This window comes from Saccharothrix sabaoui (assembly GCF_051756985.1).
Lineage (GTDB): Bacteria > Actinomycetota > Actinomycetes > Mycobacteriales > Pseudonocardiaceae > Actinosynnema.
The window spans coordinates 34,515-57,113 of record NZ_JBPKJK010000033.1; the positions used below are offsets into that span (position 1 = coordinate 34,515).

20 protein-coding genes are annotated in these 22,599 nt (G+C 75.6%); 10 read left to right on the top strand and 10 right to left on the bottom strand.

What is annotated here, in order from left to right; all coding sequences use genetic code 11:
• Positions 1 to 95 precede the first annotated feature (95 nt).
• Both ACR807_RS13225 and ACR807_RS13230 read right to left on the bottom strand, forming a co-directional pair.
• Positions 96 to 1,697 (bottom strand): FAD-dependent oxidoreductase, encoded by a 1,602-nt coding sequence (locus tag ACR807_RS13225; protein WP_438921567.1) that lies wholly within the window; start codon positions 1,695 to 1,697, stop codon positions 96 to 98.
• A complete protein-coding gene (locus ACR807_RS13230) occupies positions 1,697 to 2,395 on the bottom strand; it encodes a class I SAM-dependent methyltransferase (RefSeq protein WP_438921568.1) in 699 nt (232 codons plus the stop codon). Before ACR807_RS13230 ends, ACR807_RS13225 begins: the two co-directional genes overlap by 1 nt.
• 144 nt (positions 2,396 to 2,539) lie before the next feature.
• Between ACR807_RS13230 and ACR807_RS13235 the strand changes: the two genes are divergently transcribed.
• Positions 2,540 to 2,929 (top strand): OsmC family protein, encoded by a 390-nt coding sequence (locus tag ACR807_RS13235; protein WP_438921569.1) that lies wholly within the window; start codon positions 2,540 to 2,542, stop codon positions 2,927 to 2,929.
• 15 nt (positions 2,930 to 2,944) lie between these two features.
• Here the strand turns inward: ACR807_RS13235 and ACR807_RS13240 are convergent, their stop codons facing one another.
• Positions 2,945 to 4,954: a UvrD-helicase domain-containing protein gene (locus ACR807_RS13240; protein ID WP_438921570.1), complete on the bottom strand. Its 2,010-nt coding sequence runs from the start codon at positions 4,952 to 4,954 to the stop codon at positions 2,945 to 2,947.
• Positions 4,955 to 5,058: 104 nt separating this feature from the next.
• Here ACR807_RS13240 and ACR807_RS13245 point away from each other — a divergent pair, with 104 nt between their 5' ends.
• The 3 genes from ACR807_RS13245 to ACR807_RS13255 all read left to right on the top strand — a co-directional run bounded on the left by ACR807_RS13245 (position 5,059) and on the right by ACR807_RS13255 (position 8,412).
• Positions 5,059 to 5,886 carry an SDR family NAD(P)-dependent oxidoreductase gene (locus ACR807_RS13245; protein ID WP_438921571.1) on the top strand — a complete coding sequence of 276 codons (828 nt, stop codon included), beginning with the start codon at positions 5,059 to 5,061 and terminating at the stop codon, positions 5,884 to 5,886.
• Between the two features lie 103 nt (positions 5,887 to 5,989).
• Positions 5,990 to 6,895: an NADP-dependent oxidoreductase gene (locus ACR807_RS13250; RefSeq protein WP_438921572.1), complete on the top strand. Its 906-nt coding sequence runs from the start codon at positions 5,990 to 5,992 to the stop codon at positions 6,893 to 6,895.
• Between the two features lie 311 nt (positions 6,896 to 7,206).
• Complete coding sequence (locus ACR807_RS13255) at positions 7,207 to 8,412, top strand: amidohydrolase family protein (RefSeq protein ID WP_438921573.1); 1,206 nt, start codon at positions 7,207 to 7,209, stop codon at positions 8,410 to 8,412.
• A 34-nt stretch (positions 8,413 to 8,446) separates the two neighbouring features.
• Here ACR807_RS13255 and ACR807_RS13260 read toward each other — a convergent pair whose 3' ends face one another.
• From ACR807_RS13260 to ACR807_RS13275, 4 genes are read right to left on the bottom strand one after another with little or no spacing between them, the layout of a single operon-like run.
• Positions 8,447 to 9,046, bottom strand: a complete 600-nt coding sequence (locus tag ACR807_RS13260; protein ID WP_438921574.1) for a hypothetical protein — start codon at positions 9,044 to 9,046, stop codon at positions 8,447 to 8,449.
• Complete coding sequence (locus ACR807_RS13265) at positions 9,046 to 10,092, bottom strand: Gfo/Idh/MocA family protein (RefSeq protein WP_438921575.1); 1,047 nt, start codon at positions 10,090 to 10,092, stop codon at positions 9,046 to 9,048. Before ACR807_RS13265 ends, ACR807_RS13260 begins: the two co-directional genes overlap by 1 nt.
• A 25-nt stretch (positions 10,093 to 10,117) precedes the next feature.
• Positions 10,118 to 10,699 (bottom strand): sigma factor, encoded by a 582-nt coding sequence (locus ACR807_RS13270; RefSeq protein WP_438921576.1) that lies wholly within the window; start codon positions 10,697 to 10,699, stop codon positions 10,118 to 10,120.
• Positions 10,696 to 11,415, bottom strand: coding sequence for a sigma factor-like helix-turn-helix DNA-binding protein (locus ACR807_RS13275; protein WP_438921577.1), 720 nt, complete (start codon positions 11,413 to 11,415; stop codon positions 10,696 to 10,698). Before ACR807_RS13275 ends, ACR807_RS13270 begins: the two co-directional genes overlap by 4 nt.
• Before the next feature lie 186 nt (positions 11,416 to 11,601).
• Between ACR807_RS13275 and ACR807_RS13280 the strand changes: the two genes are divergently transcribed.
• Both ACR807_RS13280 and ACR807_RS13285 read left to right on the top strand, forming a co-directional pair.
• On the top strand, positions 11,602 to 12,942 hold the full coding sequence (locus ACR807_RS13280; protein ID WP_438921578.1) for a calcium:cation antiporter family protein: 1,341 nt from the start codon (positions 11,602 to 11,604) through the stop codon (positions 12,940 to 12,942).
• Positions 12,943 to 12,970: 28 nt separating this feature from the next.
• Entirely contained in the window at positions 12,971 to 13,864 is an 894-nt protein-coding gene (locus tag ACR807_RS13285; protein WP_438921579.1) for an oxygenase MpaB family protein, read from the top strand.
• Between the two features lie 149 nt (positions 13,865 to 14,013).
• On the opposite strand, the gene ACR807_RS13290 is transcribed toward ACR807_RS13285, so the two are convergent.
• Entirely contained in the window at positions 14,014 to 15,219 is a 1,206-nt protein-coding gene (locus ACR807_RS13290) for an amidohydrolase (protein WP_438921580.1), read from the bottom strand.
• A 354-nt stretch (positions 15,220 to 15,573) separates the two neighbouring features.
• On the opposite strand from ACR807_RS13290, the gene ACR807_RS13295 reads away from it, so the two are divergent.
• From ACR807_RS13295 to ACR807_RS13310, 4 genes are all read left to right on the top strand, one after another.
• On the top strand, positions 15,574 to 16,755 hold the full coding sequence (locus ACR807_RS13295) for an MFS transporter (RefSeq protein WP_438921581.1): 1,182 nt from the start codon (positions 15,574 to 15,576) through the stop codon (positions 16,753 to 16,755).
• A gap of 14 nt (positions 16,756 to 16,769) precedes the next feature.
• Complete coding sequence (locus tag ACR807_RS13300; protein ID WP_438921582.1) at positions 16,770 to 17,948, top strand: cytochrome P450; 1,179 nt, start codon at positions 16,770 to 16,772, stop codon at positions 17,946 to 17,948.
• Positions 17,949 to 18,149: 201 nt separating this feature from the next.
• Positions 18,150 to 20,231, top strand: a complete 2,082-nt coding sequence (locus ACR807_RS13305) for a cellulase family glycosylhydrolase (protein ID WP_438921583.1) — start codon at positions 18,150 to 18,152, stop codon at positions 20,229 to 20,231.
• Positions 20,232 to 20,240: 9 nt separating this feature from the next.
• Positions 20,241 to 21,086 (top strand): class I SAM-dependent methyltransferase, encoded by an 846-nt coding sequence (locus ACR807_RS13310; protein WP_438921584.1) that lies wholly within the window; start codon positions 20,241 to 20,243, stop codon positions 21,084 to 21,086.
• On the opposite strand, the gene ACR807_RS13315 is transcribed toward ACR807_RS13310, so the two are convergent.
• Together ACR807_RS13315 and ACR807_RS13320 are read right to left on the bottom strand one after the other, a co-directional pair.
• Positions 20,995 to 21,426: a hypothetical protein gene (locus ACR807_RS13315; protein ID WP_438921585.1), complete on the bottom strand. Its 432-nt coding sequence runs from the start codon at positions 21,424 to 21,426 to the stop codon at positions 20,995 to 20,997. The two genes, ACR807_RS13310 and ACR807_RS13315, sit on opposite strands and share 92 nt — an antisense overlap.
• Before the next feature lie 43 nt (positions 21,427 to 21,469).
• Complete coding sequence (locus ACR807_RS13320; RefSeq protein ID WP_438921586.1) at positions 21,470 to 22,573, bottom strand: FAD-dependent monooxygenase; 1,104 nt, start codon at positions 22,571 to 22,573, stop codon at positions 21,470 to 21,472.
• Positions 22,574 to 22,599: the final 26 nt, after the last annotated feature.

The following is a 22,599-nucleotide window of genomic DNA, read 5'->3' on the forward strand; positions in this document are numbered from 1 at the left end:
GACAGCCAGGGCTCGACGGCTGAGGCTCGACGGTCGGGGCGTGGTGCGGCGCGGCAGGTGGTCGGGGTCCGGATCGGGTTTGGTCGGCCTGCCGGTCAGCTCGTCGTCGGGGTGCGGCCGAACCGGCGGGCCAGGGTGCGCAGGAGCGGCCCTCGCCCCGTCGTCGGCACGCTCCACAGGTCGGTCCCCGCCGCGCCCCACCCCGACAGCAGGTGGTTGGCGGCGGCGAAACCGGTGGTCGCCGCGCGTTCCATCAGGGCGACCGGCAGGTCGACGCGGACCAGGTCGCCCGCCAGCACCACGCCGGGTTCCGGCGTGCGCACGGTCGGGCGGGTCGACCAGCCGCCCGGCGGGAACAGGGGGCAGTCGGCGCGCAGCTCGTGGCGCTCGTCGACGATCCCCGCCCCGCGCGTCTCCGGGTAGACCTCGTGCAGCTGCGCCAGCAGGCGGGCGCGGGCCTCGTCCTCGGTGACGCCGTCCGGGACCGCGTAGCCGTGCAGCTCGACCACCGCGCCGCCGGTGCGGGCCGCCCACGCGCGGGCCTCGTGCTCGTAGGCGTCCAGCACGGAGACGTTGTCCAGCAGGTCGTAGCCGCTGGTGCCGACGAAACCCGGCCGGTCGCGGCGGACCGGGCGGTCGAGCCAGTAGCGGGAGACCAGGAACGGCGGGGCGGTGTCCAGCGCCTTCACGCCCGCCCGCCACTCCGGGGTGCCCAGGTCCGAGTTCTCGACGATCCCGCGCAGGCCGTTCACGTCCGCAGCCAGCACGACGGCGTCGGCGTCCAGCACCTCGTCGTCCAGCTGCACGGTGAAGCCCCGCTCGACGCGGCGCACGGGCGTGCCGGTGCGGACGTCGACCCCGCGCTCGGCCAGGTAGCGGCCCAGCGGGTTCCACAGGGCGTGCGGGAACGGGTCGGCCGCCACGTCGAACAGCAGGCCCTCGGCGGAGCCCAGGAAGTAGATGTGGAACATGGTCGCCAGCTCGGCGGCGGACATGCGGCTCGGGTGGGCGAAGAAGCTGCGCGAGAAGACCTCGAAGGCCAGCGCGTGCGCGGCCTCCGGAAACCTGATGCGCCGCAGGTAGGTGGCCGCGTCGAGGTCGTCCAGCTCGTCGTAGGTGCGCGGCACGGAGACGTCCAGCAGCGGCAGGGCGGCGCGGGCGTCCACGGTGGTCAGGTCGCGCGGCCGGAACGTGGGGCTGCGCAGCAGGAAGCCCAGGGCGTTCCACGGCGCGGTGCGCGGCAGGCCGGCGAAGCCCTCGCGGTACCCCCCGGCGTGCCACAGCGGGTAGTCGGGCATTCCCGTCAGGGCGTCACCCGAAGGGTCGACGCGGCGCAGCAACGACCGCAGGTTGTAGTACTGCCGGAAGAACGCGTGGAACCCGCGGGTCATCGTGGCGCGGCTGCCGTCGGCCAGGGTGGTCTCCCAGCCGCCGACCCGGCCGCCCAGGTACGGCTCCCGTTCGCACAGCACGACCCGCGCCCCGCGCTCGGCCAGGACCGTCGCCGCGGCCAGCCCCGCGATGCCGCCGCCGACGACCACGACCCGCTTCCCGTCGCACGACGCCCGCCCGGTCGGGCCGGGCACGCGCACGGCCCGGCGGTCCGCCGGGCCGTGGTCGGTCGGCCGGCGGTCGGTCAGGCCGCGCCCCACCAGGCCGCGACCCACCGGACTGCGACCCACCAGGCTGCGACCCATCAGGCGCGACCCACGAACGTGTGCACGATGCCGCGCTGCCACCCGGCGGCGGGCAGCGAGCGGACGCCGGTGAACCCGGTGCGCCGCAGGCGGTCGCGCAGCGCGGACGCGCCGTCGAAGTCCAGCACGCTGCGCCACAGGTAGGTGTAGAGCTTCGGCGACCGGGTCACCAGCGCCCCGCTCGGGACGATCACCGCCCAGCAGACGAACGTCCACAGCGCCGCCGCCGCCCACGAATCGCGCACCGAGTACTCGTGCGCCACGAACCGCCCGCCCGGCTTGAGCAGGTCCCGCACGCTCTTGAGCACCGGGTCGGGGTCCTCCAGGTTGCGCACCAGGTACGCGGCGAACACGCCGTCGAACGGCCCGTGCACGGCCAGGTCCTCGGCGCGCGCGTGCACGAACGTCACCGTGTCCGGCCACGACTTGCGCCGCGCCCGGTCGAGCATCCCGGCCGAGGCGTCCACCGCGACGACCTCCGCGTGCGGGGCCGCCGCCAGCAGGGCCGCCGTGGACGCGCCCGTGCCGCAGCCCAGGTCGAGGAAGCGCTGCCCGCGCCCGCCGTCGCGCACGCCCAGCGCGGTCGCCGAGCGCCGCAGCTCCCGGTGGTAGTCGGGGTTCGCGCCGACCAGCAGGTCGTACCCCGGCGCCGCCTCGTCGAACGCCCCCGGCACCGCGCCGACCGCCAACCTCGCCATCCCGCCACCTTCCGCTCGCACGCGTTCTCGCCCGCACCGGCCGCGGGAGCCGCGCCCGGTCCGTGATCACGGTAGGACCCGCATCAGCCGTTCGCATGACGGCGGTCCGGTGGATTCCGCGCGGGGCGGGGTACTCCCCCGCCCGTGACGACAGCGACGAACCTGTACTCCACCACCGCCGTGTCCGGGCCGGGCGCGGTGCGCGTGGACGACTCCGACCTGCCCGTGGCCGCCCCGCCGGAGCTGGGCGGCCCGGGCGGCGGCTGGAACTCCGAGCAGCTCTACGCCGCCGCGCTGGCCACGTGCCTGCACCAGAGCATCGAGCTGATCGCGTCCTCCGGCGGCGACGACACCTCCGGCTGCACCGTCTCCGCCGGCGTGACCCTGCGCCACGAGGGCGCCGAGAAGTACGACGTGGAGGCGCGGCTGAAGGTCGAACTGCCGAACGTGCCCCGGGAGCGGCGGCAGGACCTGGTGGACCTGGCCGTGTCGCACGCGCCCCTGATCGGCGGCTGGCCGGTGGGTGTGGCGTGAGCGACTCGGTGCGCATCACCCCGTGACGGCCGGGTCGCGGACCACGACCAGGCGTCGCGTCGCCCTGGTCAGGGCGACGTAGCGCTCGGCGGGCGACATCCGCTCCGGGTCGAGGACGACGACCACGTCGAACTCCAGGCCCTTGGCCGCGCGCGGCGTGAGCGGGCCGTCGACCCCGATCACCGCGAACGTGCCCGTCGACGGCCGGAACGACGCGGGGTCGGCGCCGGTGACCTCCAGCGGGGGTTCGCCGGAGCGGATCGGCGTCGGGGCGGTCGCGGTCGGGTCCACCTCGGCCAGGGCGCGGGCGGCGTAGGCCACGATCTCCGCCGGGGTGCGGTAGTTGACCGTCAGGCCGCGGTACCGCCAGCGGCCCGGGACGTAGCGGTCGAGGACGCGGTCCCACGCGCGGACGCCCGCCTCGGCCTGGCGCTGCGCGAGGTCGCCGACGATCGTCATGGAGCGGTTCGGGCAGCGGCGGGCCAGCACGCGCCAGTCCATCTCGGACAGCTCCTGCGCCTCGTCGACCACCACGTGGCCGTAGGTCCACTCGCGGTCGGCGGCGGCGCGGTCGGCGAGCACCCGGTGGTCGACCTCGGTGTGCCGGTCGGCCAGCCACTCGGCGTCGACCAGGTCCACCGCGCGCAGGTCCTCCTCGTACATCTCCGCGTCGGTGTCGACCACCTCCAGCACGCCCCGCGCGTAGTCGACCTCGGCCCGCCGGGCGCGGGCCGCCTCCCGCTCGGCGCGGCCGTCGGTGCCCAGCCGCTCGGCGGCCTCGTCCAGCAGCGGCACGTCCGACACCGTCCACGCGGTCGGGTCGTCGCGGCGCAGCTCCGGTCGTCCGAGCGCGTCGCAGCGGCCCGCGTAGAGGTCGGCCAGCAGCTCCTGCGGCGTGAGCACCGGCCACAGCGCGGCGGCGGCGCGGCGCAGGTCGGGGTGGCCGGCCAGCTCGCGCCGCACGTCGTCGGCCAGCTCCGGCCAGTCCTCGCCGATCAGGGCGAGCGCGGGCGCGACCAGCCCGTCGACCAGGGCGCGGTGGAACACCGGCCCGGCCTCGTTGTGCCTGAGGCCCGACGCGCGGGCGGCGTCGCGGGCGGCGGCGGCGATCGGCGCGGTCAGCTCGACCACCACGTCCTCCAGCTCGACCGGCACCGGCTCGGCGGGCAGCTCCTCGCGGTCCGCGACCGCCTCCCGCACCAGGTCGACCGCGTCGAGGCCCCCCTTGAGCACCTGGAGCGCCGGGGTGTCCTCCCGCTCGGTCCGCACGCCGGGGAACAGCTCGCCGGGCGTCGCGAACACCACGTCGGTCTCGCCCAGCGACGGCAGCACCCGGGAGATGTGGCGCAGGAAGCCCGCGTTCGGGCCGACGACCAGCACGCCCTGCCGCGACAGGCGTTCCCGCCGCGCGTAGAGCAGGTAGGCGACGCGGTGCAGGGCCACCGCGGTCTTGCCGGTGCCCGGCCCGCCCTCGACGACCAGCACGCCCTCGTGCGGCAGGCGGATCACCTCGTCCTGCTCGGCCTGGATGGTGGCGACGACGTCGCGCATCACCTCCGAGCGGGGCGCGGTCACGGCGGCCAGCAGCGCGGCGGACGTCGTGTGCAGCTCGTCGTCGTGGAAAGCCTCCAGGAATCGCCCCCTGGTGTGGAAGTGGCGGCGTCGGACCACGCCTTCCGGGTGGGCGGCGGTCGCGGTGTAGAACGGTCGGGCGGCGGGTGCGCGCCAATCCGTGAGCAGCGGTTCCCGGTCCGCGTCCTCGTCGAACAACCCGACCCGGCCGACGTAGGTGCGCGTGCCGTCCTCGTGGTCGAGGCGCCCGAAGCACAGGCCGGATTCCGCCGCCTTCAAGCGGCTGAGCTGCTCGGACAGCGTCCGGACGGTCACCTCGCGGTGCCAGCGCTGTTCGTGCGGGTCGCGCAGCGCGGCGTCCAGCCCGGCCCGCGCGGCGGCCCGCTCCCGGTCGAGCCGGTCGTGCAGGAAAGCGATGCGGCGTCGTTCGGCGGACAATTCCCCTGTTGTCACGCTTGCTCCTCGTGTTATACTTGGTCGAGCGCTTTCCGCCCTTTCGGGCGAATACAACCCTTCTTTTTAGCACGCCCCTCCCGTGTGCGCGAGGATTCCGCGTCATGGGGATTCTCGACGGCAAGGCCGTGGTGGTGACCGGCGCGGGCCGAGGCCTGGGCGAGGCGTACGCGCGGCACGCGGCGGCCGGGGGCGCGCGGGTCGTGGTCAACGACGTCGCGGGCGCCGAGGAGGTCGCCGCGGCGATCCGGGCGGCGGGCGGCGAGGCGGTCGCGCACACCGGCTCGGTGGCCGACCCGGAGCAGGCGGCGGCGCTCGTGCGGCTGTGCGTCGACACGTGGGGCGGGCTGGACGGGCTGGTGAACAACGCGGGCGTCACGCACTTCGCCCCGCCCTGGGAGGACGACCCGGCGGTGCTGCGGCACGTCGTCGAGGTCAACGTGCTGGGCACGCTGTACTGCGGCACCGAGGCCGCGCGGGTGATGCGCGGCGGGTCGATCGTGAACGTGGTGTCCGGCGCCATGCTGGGGCGCGCGGACGCGGCGGCCTACTCCGCGTCCAAGGGCGCGGTGGCGTCGCTGACGCTGTCGTGGGCGGGCGCGTTGGCCGAGCGGGGGGTGCGGGTGAACGGCGTCGCGCCGCTGGCGTGGACGCCGATGATGGACCTCGACCCGCGCCGCGACGCCATCAGCTCGCCGGAGCAGGCGCCGGACCTGATGGCGCCGCTGGTCACCTACCTGCTCAGCGACCTCGCCGGGGCGGTCACCGGCCACCTGGTGCGGTTCCTGCCGGGCAAGCTGCACCTGGTCGCCCAGTACGCGGCGAAGCAGCCTGTGCTGGAGCGGGAGGTGTGGGACGTGGACGCGATCGCGGAGGCGTTCGGCACCGCGCTGGTGGCCGAGCCGCCCGGCCGGGACAGGTGGCGGGTGTAACGAATATGTGGCCGGCCACATATCGGAGTACGGTGGGTGCCGGACCACAGGAGGACCGCACCCGGTCGACGCGGACCGGCGCACTGGACGAGGAGACGTGACGATGGAAGCCGTTGTGCTGGACGAGTTCGGCGGGCCCGAGCTGCTGCACGTGGCCGAGGTGGACACCCCCGAACCCGGCCCCGGCCAGGTGCGGGTGCGCGTCCGGGCGATCGGCGTGAACCCGTTCGACGCCAAGGTGCGGTCGGGCGCGATGCGGGGCGCGATCCCCGGGCTGCCGGCCGTGCTGGGCCTGGAGGTGGCGGGCGAGGTGGACGCGCTCGGCCCCGACGTGACCGGGGTGTCGGTGGGCGACGCGGTGTTCGGGTTCGCCGACGGCGGCGCGTACGCCGAGCTGGCGCTCGCCTCGTCGTTCGCGCACAAGCCCGCGGAGCTGTCCTGGGAGGCCGCGGCGGCGCTGCCGGTGGCCGTGGAGACCAGCGACCGGGTGCTGCGGCTGCTCGGCGTGAAGTCGGGCGAGACGCTGCTGGTGCACGGCGCGGCGGGCGCGGTCGGCACGCTGGCCGTGCAGATCGCGCTGGCGGCGGGCGTGCGCGTCATCGGCACGGCGGGCGCGGGCAACCAGGAGTACCTGGCCGCGCTGGGCGCGGTGCCCACGACGTACGGCGACGGGCTGGTGGAGCGGGTGCGGGCGCTCGCGCCGGACGGCGTGGACGCGGTGTTCGACGTGGCGGGGCGGGGCGCGCTGGCCGACTCGGTCGAGCTGCGCGGCGGCACCGCGGAGCGGGTCGTGACGATCGCCGACCCGACCGCCCGGCAGCACGGCGTGGTGTTCAGCGGCGGTCCCGCGGAACGCGACCCGGCGCGCCTGGCGGAGGTCGCCGAGCTGGTGGCGCGCGGTTCGTTCACCGTCGAGGTCGGGGCGACCCTGCCCCTGTCCGAGGCGGCCGAGGCGCACCGCGTCGTCGAGGCGGGCCACGCCCGGGGCAAGCTCGTCCTGCTCCCCTGACCCCGAGAGTCCAACCTCCAGGCCCCGAGAGTCCAACGCCCGGGTCCCGAGAGTCCAACGTCCAGGTCCCGAGAGTCCAACGTCCAGGACCCCTGAGTTCTCCGTTCCGCATAACGACCGGTCGGCTCGAACGCAGAACTCAGGGGTCGCGAGCGTTGGACTCACGAGACCTGAGCGTTGGACTCTCGGGTCTTGAGCGTTGGACTCTCGGGGTCTGGGCGTTGGACTCTCGCGCGAACGTGGGCGCCGGCTGATCATTGCGGCTGGGGCGGGCAGACTCGTCCGCCCGGCGGACGATGCGGAGGTGACCCGTGGTCGGTGGGACGCGGATCGACGGTGACGCGGTGCTGCTGGAGGGCGCGGCGCTGGCCGACGGGCGCTCGGACTCCGTGCGGCGCGGGGTGTCGCTGCTCGTGGAGCACGGCGTCGTCACCGGCCTGTGGGAGGGCGACCGGCCCGAGGTGCCGGCCCGCGCACGGGTGGTCGACGCGTCCGGCGCGACGCTCGTGCCCGGCATGGTCGACTCCCACGCCCACCTCAGCATGCCCGGCGGCGCGCAGTGGGTGCAGCGCGGGTTCGACGCGGCCGACGAGCTGCTGGCCGTGGCCGAGGAGAACGGCGAGCTGATGGTGCGCGCGGGCATCCGGTGGGCGCGCGACGTCGGCGCCCCGCGCAGGCCGGACCCGACCACGGGCGGCGAACGGGCGCTGAGCCTGCGGCTGCGCGACGAGTGGGCGGGCCGCGCCGACCGCCCGTACCTGCGCGCCGCGGGCACGTGGATCGCGCACGCCGGCGCGCTGCCGCACGGGCTGGCGGTCGAGGTCGCGCACGGCGCGGACCTGCTCGACGCGGCGCGGGTGCAGCTCGACGACGGCGCGGACCTGGTCAAGGTCTACCTGGACGGCCCGGACCGCGACACGCCGCCGTTCAGCGTGGACGAGGTGTCCGCGCTGGTCCGGGAGGCGCACGGGCGCGGGGCGAAGGTGGCGGCGCACGCGGGCGCGCTGCACGGCGCGCGGGTCGGCGCGGCGGCCGGGGTGGACAGCGTCGAGCACGGGTTCGAGCTCGACCGCGACGCGGCGGCGGCCATGGCCGCGGCCGGCACGACCCTGGTGTCCACGCTGGGCGTGCTGCACTCGTGGCTGACGTTCACCTCCACGTCCACAGTGGACCGGTTCACCGGGCCGGGGTCGCGGGCGACGATCGGCGCGCGGCTGGAGGCGGCCGAGGAGGGCGTGCGGCTGGCGCACGCGGCCGGGGTGGCCGTCGCGGGCGGGTCCGACTTCGGCGGCGGCTCGCTGCGCGCCAACCAGCTCGCGTGGGAAGCGGAGGCGCTCGTCCGGGCCGGCCTGCCGCCGCACGAGGCGCTGGCGGCGCTCACCTGGCGCGGCGGCGACCTGCTCGGCGACCCGGCGGCGGGCAGGCTGGTCGTCGGCGGGCCCGCGCACTTCAGCCTGGTGCACGGCGACCCGCTGTCCGACCCGGCGGCCCTGTGGCGGGTGTGGCTGACCCGTTAGCCGACCCCGTCAGCCGGACTCCGTCGGCCGCCCGTCAGACCGGGGTGGCGTCGCCGCACAGGAGGGCGTAGAGCGCGTCGCCCTCCGGCACCGGCCGGTCCGCCGGGTGCCGGACCAGCCACAGCTTCGCGTCGTCGGCCACGCCGTAGGAGTCGAAGTCCTCGCCCTGCGCGACGACCAGCAGGCAGTCGCCCGCGCGCCACGCCGCGTGGTGCCACGCCTCGTCGTGCGTGCCGGTCACGAGCGGCTCGCCCAGCCGTGCGGCGACCCGCTCGACCCCGGCGCGGAACAGCGCGTCGAACGCGTCGCGGTCCGCGTCCCCGTCGACCGACCACCCCGCGCCGAAGTGGTCGAAGAAGCCCTCCTCGCCCTCGGCGTCCTCCAGGAACACCGCGAACGCGACGGCGAACGCGGTCACCCGCTCCGGGTCGGGCTCCACGCCGACGGCGAACGCCCGGTCGCCCGCGACGAGCCGGTAGTCGCCCTCCTCGTGGACCTGCCACGCCACGGGCGTCGCCGGCAGGCCCGCGGCCACCCAGGAGGCGTCCAGGTCGTCGCGCTCCCACGACGCGCCGGCCAGGGAGACCAGGGCGTTCGCGGTGGCGTCGTCGAGCGGGTGCGAGGCAAGGGGCATCAGGACCAGGGCTCCTCGGTGACGGTGGTGGTGCGGTCGTGGTCGGCGGCCTCCTCGACGGCCAGCGCGACGCGGTGGTCGTGCACGCCGTCGGCCAGCGGGTACGGCGGCTCGCCGGCGTCCTCGACCCAGCGGGCGGTGTCGAGCAGCAGGGTGGCGATCGCGACCTCCTCGTCGTTCCACCGGTGCCCCTGGAAGGGGTTGCGGTAGAGGACGGTCGGGCCGTGGGTGATGTGGTCGGTGTCGTAGCCGTCCAGGTCGAGGTCGTAACCGGTCTGGCGGCGCACGAGCGGGGTGCGCACGATCGTGCGGTCGCCGGCCAGGTGCACGACCTCCTGGTCGCGGACCTCGCCCCGCGTGCCGCGGACCAGCAGGCGGCGCGTCAGCAGCTGGTTGTGCCACTGGTTGTCGGTGAAGTCGTAGACGCCGAGCCCGCCGCCGTCGAACGCGAGCGTCGCGATGGTCGTGGTGGCGGTGCCGACCCGGGGTTCGGCGACCCAGCCGGACCGGTCGATCGGGTCCAGCAGCGGCGCGGTGGACCGCGTGGCCCGCACGGTGACGGGCCCGCGCCCGGCGCCCAGGAAGGCCCGGATCAGCGACACCGCGTGGTACTGGTGCGTCGAGGACACGTCCACCCGCGTGGGGTCGCCGATCACGCCCGACCGCACCAGGGCCAGCCGGGCGGCGTGCGCGGGCATCCGCGCGTACTGCTCGGCGACCTGCACGAGCCCGCTCCCCCCGACCGCCGCCCACAGCCGCCGCAGCCCGTCGAGGTCGGGGGCGGGCGGCGTCTCGGCCAGCACCGGCACGCCGCGCTCCACGAGCTCGACGACGAGCCCGGGCGTGACGCCCCACGGCGTCGCGGTGACGACGAAGTCGGGCTTCGCGCGGGTCAGGCACTCGTCGAGCGAGGTGAACACGGGCACGGGCAGGTCCTTGGGCGCCCGGGACACGACCCCGGCGCAGACCGGGTCGCCGAGGGCGGTGGCGAGGCGCCAGAAGTACTCGGCCCGCCACCCGGAGCCGACGATCGCGAAGCTCGTCACGGCACCATCCAACAACACGGTCCGTTCACCCCGCCGGGCATGGGTCTTCCCGGGCCGCCACCCCCGTCTCCGCCGGGGCGCGGTGCCGTGCCGTCCCGGAACCGCGCAGCACACCGTCGACGACCACCGCCGCGGCCGCACCCAGCCGGTGACCGGCACCCCGCTCCCGCGCGGCCACGGCCGCCGGGCGCCCGAGCGACGAGGCACCCAGGAGCCGGCGGACCTCGGCGCTCCCGGTTTGCGGCTCGTCCTCCTCCTCGTCGTCCCGCGCCCGGCCCCGCCCGGCGTCGGCGACCTTGTGCGCGGCGATGCCGTACACGAAAGCGAGGAAGGGCCTGCCCTGGTCCCGGTAGGAGGGGAGTGCCCGGAGGACCGCCCGGCAGGTCTCGTCGGCGACGTCCTCCGGGCGCGCGGTCGAACGGCCCGCGCGCCCGATCCGGGCTCGGCAGTAACGCGTGACGAGGGGACGTATGTGCGCCAGGAGTTGTTCGACGGCCCGCCGGTCACCACCGACCGCGCCCGGCAGGAGTCGGGCCAGTCGCTCGTGGTCGGCGCCCTCGTCGCCGGCGCGCTCGTCGTCGGGGGTCGTCCTGTTGTCGGGGGTCATCGCCCCTCCTCTCCCCACTGCGGAAAGATGTCGCGCGCCTTGGCCCGCGCACGGCGCAGTCGTCCTTCGACCGCGCGAACGGTCATGCTCGTGATGTCGGCGATCTCCGCTTGGTCGTAGCCCTCGCCGACCAACCCGAACAACCGCATCTCGAGCGGGCTCAACACCTCGGCGAGCCGGTCGACGACCCGTTGCACGTGGTCGGTCTCCTCGTGCCACCCCGGCACCGGGACCACCGCCACGTCCTCGACGGGGACTTCGGCGGAGTGCCGGGCTCCGCGCCGCAGCCACGTGCGCAGGGCGGAGGGGAAGACCAGGCGGCAGGCCCCGATGAAGTACGTGGTCAACGACGCCCGACCCGGCTCCCACCCGCCGCCGACGAGGCCCTTGTCGACGAAGAGCGCGAACCCGGCCAGGACGACGTCGTCCACGAGTTCGTCGACGTCGGAGGGCCTTCGCCGGAGGGCGTCGAGGTACGCGGGCCGGGTCGCCGTCCGGTCGCTCACGACGTACCCGGTCGCGATCAGCATCCTGACCCGGTCCACGCCGTAGGCCATCAGCTCGTCCACGAAACCGTCCCACGCAGGCCCCTGGAACCCCTGCCGCCGGAGCAGGTCGCACAGTTCGGCGTCCGCACGCGCCCTGGCGGCCGACTCGTCATCGTCGTCCGCGTCGAGCAGTCCGCGCGTCACCGGCCACCACCGCCATCTCGTCACGCCCCCGTCCTTGCACCCACCTGTATGCCGGTGCGGTCGAGCCGATCCCACGCACCACGTCGGATTTGCGGGAGAAATCACCACATCGCGTGGGTGCCGACCCGCGGCCCGGAGGGCCGACCGACCCGGCCGCGTGCCGCGAACAGGTGTCGGTTGGCGGCGCACGGGCGGGGAAACCCCCGCGGCATGGGTGATGCGCGCACGGATGCCCGGACCGGGTTCCCCCGGCGGCTCGGGGTGGCGGTCGGGGTGGGGGTGCCCGGGACGTACCTGGGCGCGGCGGACTACCTGGGGTGGCCGCACCCGTCGTTGCCGCCCGCCCTGGCGGCGGTGGTGTTCGGGGTGGCGATCGTGAGCGCGGCGTTCGTGCTGTCGTGGGCGGCGGAGGCGGCGCAGGTCGACGTGAGCGCGGGGCTGGCCATCGCGGTGCTGGCGATGGTGGCCGTGCTGCCCGAGTACGCGGTGGACCTGGTCTTCACGTTCGAGGCGGGGCGGGTGTTCGCCGAGAACGGCGCGTGCGCGGCCCCCGCGGGCGGGGAGGACCCGTGTTCGCTGGCGCTGGCGAACATGACCGGCGCGAACCGCATCCTGGTCGGCATCGGGTGGCCGCTCGTGGTGCTGGTGGCGAGCGTCGCGGCGCTGCGGGCGCGCCGGGAGACGCCGTCCGCGCAGCCGGGGCGGGTGGCGCTGGCGCCGGTGATGTCGGCGGAGGTGGCGTTCCTCGGGCTCGCCACGCTGTACTCGCTGACCCTGCCGCTGCGGGACTCGTTGACGCTGGTGGACGCGGCGGTGTTCGTGTCGATCTTCGGCGGGTACGTGTGGCGGCTCGCGAAGGCCCCGGTGGAGGAGCCGGACCTGCTGGGCGTGTCGGCGTGGGTCGGCGGGAAGCCGCGCGGGCCCCGGCGGCGGTGGGTGATCGGGATGTTCGCGGTGGCCGGCGCGGTGGTCCTGGCGTCCGCCGAGCACTTCGCGAGCAACCTGGTCGACACCGGCGCGCAGCTCGGCGTGGACCAGTTCCTGCTGGTCCAGTGGGTCGCGCCGCTGGCGAGCGAGTCGCCGGAGCTGATCGTGGCGTGCCTGTACGCGGTGCGGCTCAAGGCGTCGCACTCGCTGGGCACCCTGCTGTCGAGCAAGGTCAACCAGTGGACGCTGCTGGTCGGCACGCTGCCGATCGCGTTCGCCGTCGCGTCGGGCTCGACGTCGGGGCTGCCCCTCGACCAGCACCAGCGCCTGGAGCTGCTGATCACGGCGGCGCAGTCGTTGTTCGCGGTGAGCGTGCTGGTCGACCTGGGGTTGACGGTGGTCGGCGCGACGACGTTGTTCGTGCTGTTCACGGGCCAGTTCGTGGCCGGGCTCGTGCTGCCCGACGAGGTGAACGCGGTGGTGACCACCGTGCTGGCCGGCGTGTACGTGGCGCTGGCGGTCGGGCAGCTCGCCGTGCGGTGGGCCGACGCGCGACGGGTGGTGCGCGACGGCCTGGTGACCCCGTTCGACGCCCTGTCGGACCAGCCGCCGCGACCCAACTGACCCCATACTGGTGAGTAGTCACTCGTTCGTGGGTGAGTTCGTGGGTCAGGAGGTCGCGGTGGACGTGCTTCGCGAACGCCTCGGTGCGGCCGTGTTCAGCCGCGTGGCCGGTCCGGACGGCCCGGGGGTGCGCGACCGCATCCACTCGGGCCCGGGGCCGCGCTGGTTCGCCCCGGACAGCCCGATCCGCCGGGTGCACGGCGACGCGGCCATGTTCATCGGCGGCCTGCGCGCCCTGCTGCTCCAGTCGCTGCACCCGCTCGCGATGGCGGGGGTGGCGGGCCACTCGGACTACCGCCAGGACCCGTGGGGACGGCTCCAGCGCACCAGCGCGTTCCTCGCGGTGACCACGTTCGGGCCCGCGGCCGACGCCGAGCGGGCCGTGGCCAGGGTGCGCGGCATCCACCGCCGCGTGCGCGGCACCGCGCCCGACGGCAGGCCGTACCGGGCGGACGACCCGCACCTGCTCGACTGGGTGCACACCGCCGAGGTCGACAGCTTCCTGCGCTGCCACCGGCGCTACGGCTCGACCCGCCTGACGCCCGCCGAGCAGGACGGCTACGTGGCCGACGCGGCGCGGGTGGCGCGCGCCCTGGGCGTGCCCGACCCGCCGACCACGGTGGCCGGCCTGGACGCCCGGCTCGCCGCGTTCCGCCCGGAGCTGCGCGGCACGCGGGAGGCCCGCGACGCCGCCCGCTTCCTGCTGCTCACCCCGCCGCTGCCGGTGCCGGCGCGCCTCCCGTACGCCGCCGTCGCGGCCGCCGCGGCGGCGTCCCTGCCGTGGTGGAGCCGGCTGCCGCTGCGCCTGCCGCTCCTGCCGCTGACGGAGGCGACCGCGGTGCGCCTGGCGGGCCACGGCGTCACCGGCGCGATCCGCTGGCTGCTCCCCCGCCCGGAGGCGACCGGTCACGCCGGCGCGTAGACCACCCCGACGCGCAGGTCACGCCGGCGCGGGCCACCCCGGCGCAGGCTGTCCCGGTGCAGGCTGTCCCGGCGCGCAGGTCACCGCAGGCCCCCTGCGCGCACGCGGCGCGGGATGTCGCGCCCCGGGCCGCACCGCGTCCACGGGGGTCAGCCCCGCGCCGGCAGCCAGGCTCGGGCGGCGGCGGCCAGGGCCGCCGCGCCCAGGTCGAGGGTGGGGCTGACCACCGGGGCGAACAGGGGCGAGTGGTTGGCCGGCTGGGCGGCCACCCTGGCGCGGATGTCGTCGACGGACGTGGCGCCCTCGAACGCCGCCGGGTCGGCGCCGCCCAGCAGCCAGTAGACCAGGGGCGCGCCGGCGGCGGTGGCGAAGACGCCCACGTCCTCGCTGCCGGTGACCGGGCCCGGGTCCACCACGACCGGCACGACCGAGGCGAGGGCCGCGCGGGTCCGCTCGACCGCGTCCGGGTCGTTGACCACGGCCGGGTAGCTCGTCTCGACGACCACCTCGGGCGGTTCGGGCGCGCCGGACGCGTCGGCCTCCGCGCGGGCGATGCGCTCCACGGCGGCCAGCGCGCGGGCCCGCACGTCCGGGTCGTAGGTGCGGACGCTCAGCAGCAGCTCCGCGTCGTCCGGGATGACGTTGGCGACCGTGCCCGCGCGGACCGCGCCGACGGTGACCACGACGGTGTCGGTGGCGGCGGTCTCGCGGGACGCGATGGTCTGCAACCGCAGGACGACCGCCGCGGCCATCACGACCGGGTCCACCGCGGCCTCGGGGCGCGAGCCGTGCCCGCCCCGGCCGCGCAGGGTCACCCGGAGGCTGTCGGCGGCGGCGAACGCCGGGCCGGGGCGCAGGCCGAGCACGCCCGCCGGGATGGGCGCCACGTGCTGCCCCAGCACGACGTCGGGCCGGCCGAAGCGCTCGAACAGCCCGTCGGCGACCATCGCCTCGGCCCCGCCGCCCACCTCCTCGGCGGGCTGGCACACCGCCAGCACCGTGCCCGACCACGACGAGCGGTCGGCGGCCAGCGCCCGGGCCGCGCCGACCAGGCACGTCACGTGCACGTCGTGGCCGCACGCGTGGGCCACCGGCGTGCCGTCGACCACGACCGCGCTGGCGTAGGGCAGGCCGGTCCTCTCCTCCACCGGCAGCGCGTCCATGTCGGCCCGCAGCAGCGCGGTGGGGCCGTCGCCGTTGCGCAGCACCCCGACCACCCCGGTGCCGCCGACGCCCTCGGTCACCTCGAACCCGGCGGCCCGCAGCTCCCGGGCCGCCACCGCGGCCGTGCGCGTCTCGGCGAACCCCAGTTCGGGGTGCTGGTGCAGGTCGCGGTACAGGTCGGCGAGGTCCATGGTGATCACTATCGGCACCGGGTGCGGCGAGTGCAACACCGCCGTCGCGCGGTGGAAACGCGGGATCGGACGAAGTATGCATCGGGAAACGATGCGTCCGCGCCGCACCCGGCGGGTGACCACCCGGGCACAGGCCGTCAACCTGCGGCTTCAACACCGGCGCGGAAGCGCGTACTCCTTTCGCCGATGGACTTGACGAATTCCTGCGGACCATTCCCGCGAGTGCGCTGATACGGTCGCCGTTGTTCTGTCCCAGAGCTTTCCGAAAAGCGCTGCTTTTCCGGGTGCTGCGCACCGGAAAGCTTTCCACCGGGGGCGGTGGAAATTAATCCGAAAGGGGCGGGGGGATCGGTCATGGCCCTCATCACCGATATCGGCACGACACCGCGGGCGGGTGCGGTGCTCGCCGCGTTCGCCGGGTACGGGGCGCTGTGGGGCCCGTACCTGGCGCTGCTGCCGGAGATCAAGCGCGTCACCGGCGCCGGTGACGCGGACCTCGGCGCGGCGCTCCTGGTCGGCGCGCTGGCCGCGATGCCCGCGATGGCCGCCGTGGGCAGGCTGCTCGACCGGTTCGGGCGGCCGGTCGCGGTGACCTCGGCGGCGCTGTTCGCGCTCACCGCGTGCCTGCCGTTCCTGGCCTGGTCGGTGCCGGCGCTCGTGGCCGGGGTCGCGCTGTTCGGGGTCGGCTCCGGCGCGTGCAACGTCGTCGTGCTGGCCCTGGCCGCGAACGCCGAGGCCCGGTCCGGGGCGCGCGTGATGAACCGGGCGCACGCGCTGTTCTGCGTCGGGCTGCTGGTCGGCGGCACGGTGGCGGGCGTCGCGCGGGCGGCGGGGGCGTCGGCCCCGGTGGTGGGCGTCGTGCCCGCCCTCGCGGCTGCGGTCGCGGTCGTCGTGGCGCGCGGACTGGTCCCCGAGCACCTGGCGCGGGGCGGGCCGCGTCGCCGCGCGCGGGTGCGGCCGGACCGCGCGGTGCTGGTGCTGTGCGCGCTCGCGGGCGTGGCGATGCTGGTGGAGAGCGGCGTGCAGCAGTGGAGCGCGGTGTACCTGGCGGAGGTCCTGGGCGCCCCGGTGACCCTGTCGGCCGCGGCACCCGGCGTGTTCGCGGGCGCGATGGCGGTGGGGCGGCTGAGCGGGCACCGGCTGTCCTCGCGGTTCGGCGACCGGGCGCTGCTGGTGGCCTCCGGCGCGCTGTCCGGCGTCGGCGTCCTGCTGCTCGCCCTCGCCCGGACGCCCGAGCTGGGGCTGGCGGCGACCGCGCTCGTCGGCGTCGCCGTCTCGGTCGCCGCGCCCACCGCCTACGGGCTCGTCGGGCGCGGGGCGTCCGACGAGGACCGGGGCGCGGCGCTCGGCTCGGCCGCCTCGCTCGCGGGCGTGGGACCGCTGCTCGGCCCGGCCGCCGTGGGTGGGCTCGCCGGGCACGCCGACCTGCGGGTCGCGGTCGGCGCGCTGCTGGTCGGGTCGGTCCTCATCTGCCTGCTGGCCCTGCGCGCCACGACCCGCGCCCCGGCCACCGCCCCGGCAGGGGCACGACGATGACGGGAGGTGGCGTGGTGGACGTCGTCGCGGGGCTGGGCGGCCTGGACTTCGTGGAGGGCAGGGAGGTGCGGCACCTGGTGGGTGATGTGCCGCTCGCCCCGGACCGGCCGGTGTGCCCGGTGACGACCGCCGGCGGCGGGCGCCGCTGGGTGGTCACCGGGTACCGGGAGAGCCTGGAGCTCCTGCGGGACCGCAGGTTCAGCCGGGCGCGGTCGGCGGAGGCGGTGCACCCGCGCGGGCCGGCGACGCTGATGTCGATCACCGAGTTCGACCCGCCCAGGCACACGGAGGTGCGCGCCCTGCTCGGCGGCGCGTTCTCGGCGCGGCGGGCCGAGCTGCTGCGCCCGTACGCGGAGCGCGTGGCCGGGGAGCTGCTGGACGGCCTCGCGCGGGCGGGCTCGACGGCGGACCTGCTGCACGACTACTGCGCGCCGCTGACGTTCGCCTCGCAGTGCGAGCTGCTCGGCGTGCCCGGACCGCACCGCGAGCGGGTGCGCCGCGCCGCGAACGACCGGCTCGGCCAGCCGGGCGCCACGCGCGAGGAGGTCCACCGCGCCGAGCTGGTGCTGCACGAGGTGGTCGCGGCCGTGCTGCACGACCGCGACCACCCGCCGACCGGGCTGCTCGCCGACCTGGTGGCGGCGCACCGCGACGGCCGGCTGGACGCCGGGGAGCTGACCGGGCTGGCCGCGTCGCTGTTCTTCGACGGGCACGCCCTGTCCGCGGCGCAGATCGCGCACACCGCGCTGTGCCTGCTGTCCCGCCCGGACCTGCTCGACGCGGCGCGGCGGGACCCGGCGCTGCTGGACGCCGCCGTGGAGGAGGCGCTGCGGTACAGCCCCTCGGTCACCACGAGCATGGCGCGCACCGCCGTCGAGGACGTGGAGCTGGGCGGCGAGCTGGTGCAGGCGGGCGAGGAGGTCACCGCGGCGCTGCCGCTGGCCAACCGCGACGGGGACCGGTTCGCCGAGCCCGACGGCTTCGCGCCCGGCCGCACCGGTCGGCACCTGGCGTTCGGCCACGGCACGCACCACTGCATCGGCGCGCACCTGGCGCGGGTGGAGCTGCGGGTCGCGCTGGCCGCCCTGCTGGACCGCGCGCCGGGCCTGCGCCTGGCCGTGCCGGAGGGGGAGCTGCGGTGGACGGTGTCGCCGGCCATGCGGACGTTGGCCGCGCTGCCCGTGCGCTGGTGACGCCGGCGGCGGGGCGGGCGTTATCGGCGGCGCGGGTGTCGAACGCCGTCGAACGGCGTCGAACGGAAAAGGCGGGACCGTCGAACAACGCACGACGACAACCGCGCTGACCTGCGCCGCCGATTTACCGCTGTCGAAACGGTTGCGTTTCCGACACCTCACGGGAAGCATCGTGCCGGGCGATTTGTGCAAAGGAGCGAAATGGCCGGTCCGCGAGGCAACTCAAGAATGGCGCGGTGGTGGGTCGGACTGCTGGCGAGCGCCGTCGCCACCGTCCTGGCCGGTTTCGGCGTCGTCGCCGCGACCAACGCCCAGGCGGCGCCCGGCTGCCGCGTGGCGTACGCGGTGCCGAGCCAGTGGCAGGGCGGGTTCTCCGCCAACGTCGAGGTCACCAACCTCGGCGACCCGGTGTCCGGGTGGCGGCTGACGTGGGCGTTCCCGTCGGGCCAGTCGGTCACCCAGGCGTGGGGCGCGACGGTCACCGCGTCGGGCGCGCAGGTCACGGCGACCAACGCGAGCTGGAACGGCTCGATCGCGACCAACGGCAAGGTGTCGTTCGGCTTCAACGGCACGTGGACGGGCGGCAACACCGCGCCCTCGTCGTTCGCGCTCAACGGCACCACGTGCACCGGGAGCACCAACCCGACGACGACCACCACGACCACGACCACGACGACCACCCCGCCGGCGGGTGACGCGGTGGCGGCCGTGGCGGCGATGCAGCCCGGCTGGAACCTCGGCAACTCGCTCGACGCGACCGGCGCCGACGAGACCTCGTGGGGCAACCCGAGGATCACCGAGGCGCTGCTGGACAACGTCCGCGCGCAGGGCTTCAACAGCATCCGCATCCCGGTCACGTGGGGCCAGCACCAGGGCGGCGCGCCGTCGTACGCGATCGACCCGGCCTACCTGGACCGGGTGAAGGAGGTCGTCGGCTGGGCGCTGGCGGACGGCTTCTACGTGATGCTCAACGTCCACCACGACTCGTGGCAGTGGATCTCGGCCATGCCGGGCGACCGCGCGAACGTGCTGGCCCGCTACAACGCGACGTGGACGCAGCTCGCGAGCGCGTTCCGCGACTCGTCGGACAAGCTCGTCCTGGAGAGCGTGAACGAACCGCAGTTCACCGGCAGCTCCGGCGACGCGCAGAACGCGCAGCTGCTCGACGAGCTGAACACCTCGTTCCACCGGATCGTGCGCGGCTCCGGCGGCGGCAACACCACCCGCCTGCTGGTCCTGCCGTCGCTGCACACGTCGGCCGACCAGGTGCACCTGGACAACCTGAACGCCACGTTCAGCGCACTCGGCGACCGCAACCTGATCGCGACGTTCCACTACTACGGCTACTGGCCGTTCAGCGTGAACATCGCGGGCGGGTACCGCTTCGACGCCACCGCGCAGAAGGACCTGACGGACGCGTTCGACCGCGTGCACGCCACGTTCACCGCACGCGGCATCCCGGTGGTCCTGGGCGAGTACGGCCTGCTGGGCTTCGACCGCCACACCGGCACGATCGAGCAGGGCGAGAAGCTGAAGTTCTTCGAGTTCCTCGGCCACCACGCGAAGACCCGCAAGATCACCACGATGCTGTGGGACAACGGCCAGCACCTCGGCCGCACCTCGTTCCGGTGGAGCGACCCGGAGCTGATCGCGCAGATCGAGTCGAGCTGGACGACCCGGTCCGGCACGGCGTCCACCGACCAGGTGTTCAACCCGAAGTCGTCGGCGGTGAGCGCGAAGACGATCACGCTGAACCTCAACGGGACGTCGTTCACCGGCCTGCGGCACGGCGGCACCGACCTGGTGCGCGGCACGGACTACACCGTGTCGGGCGACCAGCTCACGCTGTCCGCGCCGCTGCTGACCCGGCTGCTCGGGTCGCGGGCGTACGGGGTGAACGCGACGCTGTCGGCGCGCTTCTCGGCCGGCGTGCCGTGGCGGGTCGACCTGGTCACCTACGACCCGCCGGTGCTCCAGGCGGCGACCGGCACGACGGCGGCGTTCGCGATCCCGACCGCGTTCCGCGGCGACAAGCTGGCCACCATGGAGGCGAAGTACGCCGACGGCTCCAACGCCGGGCCGCAGAACTGGACGTCGTTCAAGGAGTACGACTACACCTTCGCACCGGACTACGCGGCGGGCACGACGCTGCTCAAGCCGGAGTTCTTCGCCGAGGTGACCGACGGGGCCCGGGTGACGCTGACGTTCCACTACTGGAGCGGCACGACGGTGACCTACCACGTGACCAAGTCGGGCTCGTCGGTCACCGGCGCCACGGCGTAGAACTGTGGGGTGACGATCGAGGAAGCGCTGGGCGCGCTGGCCGACGGTGACCGGGCACGGGCGCGGGAGGCGGTGCGCGACGCCGCCACCCCGCTCGGCCGGGCCCTGGCCGAGCACCTCGACAGCGCGGCGGGCGGGTCGGTGTACGACCGGCCCGCCGCGTTCGAGGCGTTCGCGGGCGGCGGCGGCAACGTCGCGCTGTACGAGGCGGTCGTGGACGCGCTGGGCGCGCTGTACGACCGCGTGCGGCCCACGACCCTGCTGGACGTCGGCTGCGGTGACGGCCGGGCCTTGCGGCCCGCGCTGGCCCGGCCGCACGCGCCGGTCGGGGTGAGCGTGGTGGAGCCGTCGCGGGCGCTGCTCGACGGCCTGCGGCTGCCCGGCGTGACCGCGTTCCCAGGGCGGGTGCAGGACTTCCTGACCACGACGGGCTCCGCGTACGACGTGGTGCAGTCGACGTTCGCGCTGCACACCGTGCCGCACGGGGAGCGGGACGGCGTGCTGGCCGAGCTGGTGGCGCGCGCCGGCGTGCTGGCGCTGGTCGAGTTCGACGTGCCGGACGTGCCGCACGGGGGCCCCGAGCACCGCGCGTTCCTGGCGGAGACCTACGAGCGCGGCCTGGCCGAGTACGGCGAGGACCGCGACCTCGTCGCGCAGGGCTTCCTGATGCCGGTGCTGACCGGCCAGCTGCTGCCGGGCGCGGTGCGCTCGACCTGGGAGCAGCCGGCGGCGCGGTGGGTGGAGCAGGTGGCGCGGGCGGGCTTCACCGACGTCGCGGTCGAGCCGCTGCACGACTACTGGTCGTCGCCCGCGTTCCTGTTGACCGCGCGCGGAACGGCGTCACCGCGCCCGTGAGGCGGGCCGCCGCGACCGGGTCCGGGTGATGACCAGGACGACCGCCCCCCACCGCGGCCAGGGCGGCGCTGACCCACGGCGCGTCCCGGTGCGCGGCGGCGGCCAGGAGGGGACCCCCGAACGCGCCGGCGGGCACGTGGGCGACCTCGGTGGCGAGGACGGCCAGGTAGGCGAAGGTCGCGGACGTGGCGGCGTTGACGAGGGCCGCGAGGAGCAGCGCCACTCGCGCGGGACGGGTGCGGAGCACGCGCGCCTCCCGCACGATCGACACCTCGGCGGGCGCGGTGGGGTCGGCGTCGGCGTCGGCGAGGCGCGGGTCGCGGAACTCACCGTGGTCCACGCCCCCGCACGCAACCAGGGCGCGCCGGGGAACGTCCACCGGTTCACGCCGCGTCGAGCGACAGCGCGTTCTTGGCCTTCTCCACCGACTCCTCGGACGGAGGGCCGTCGGGGTTCTCCGTCGCGAGCGCCTGGTTGAGCGCGACGAACGGGCGCATGCGCCGCTCGTAGGCGGCGAACGCCTCCTCGTGCGGGGCGCGGCCCAGTTCCTCGGCCAGCACGTACGCGCCGACCAGGGCGAGGCCGCTGCCCTGCCCGGACATCACCGACGCGCAGTAGCCCGCGTCGCCGACCAGCGCGACCCGGCCCGCGCTCCACCGGTCGAGGTGGACCTGCGCCACGGCGTCGAAGTAGAACGCCTCCGCGTCGGCCATGTGCCCCAGCAGCCTCGGCACCTCCCAGCCGACGCCCGCGAGCCTCGACGCCACCAGCGCCTTCTGCGCGGCCACGTCCCGGTGGTCGTGGTCGAGCCGCTCCGCGCCGAACCCGAGCGTCACGCGCAGCTCGCTGTTGCCGCGCACCGGGTACACCACGCCGCCGGCCCGCTCGGTGCGGAACCACACCTGCCAGTCCTCCAGGCCCAGCACGTTCGGCGCGGGGAAGATCGCCAGGTACTGCCCCAGGTGCCGGGTGAAGTCCTCCTCCGGCCCGAACGCGAGCCGCCGCACGGCCGAGTGCGCGCCGTCCGCGCCGATCACGTGGTCGAACGTGCGGGGCCCGCCGCGCGCGAACTCCACCCGCACGCCGCGCTCGTCCTGCTCCAGGGCGGTGATCCGGTCACCGAACACGTACTCCGCGCCGGTGGTCGCGCCCATCAGCAGCGTCACCAGGTCCTCGCGCAGCAGCTCGACGTCCTCGCTGTCGACCCGGCCGCTGCTCCACGCGACCTCCTCGCTGCGGAACAGCTCGGTACCCGTGCCGTCGACCAGGGACATGCCGCGCATCCGGGTGCGGGCGGCCCGGACCTGCCCGCCCAGGCCCATCCGGTCGACCACGTCGAGCGCGACACCGCGCACGTCGACCGCCTGCCCGCCCGGCCGCACGCCCGGCGCGCGTTCGACCACGGTGACCGGGAAGCCCCGCCGGCCCAGCCAGTGCGCCAGGGCCGTGCCCGCGATCCCCGCACCGGAGACCAGGACGTTCCGCATGGTGTTCCCCCTGCTGCCCACGTACG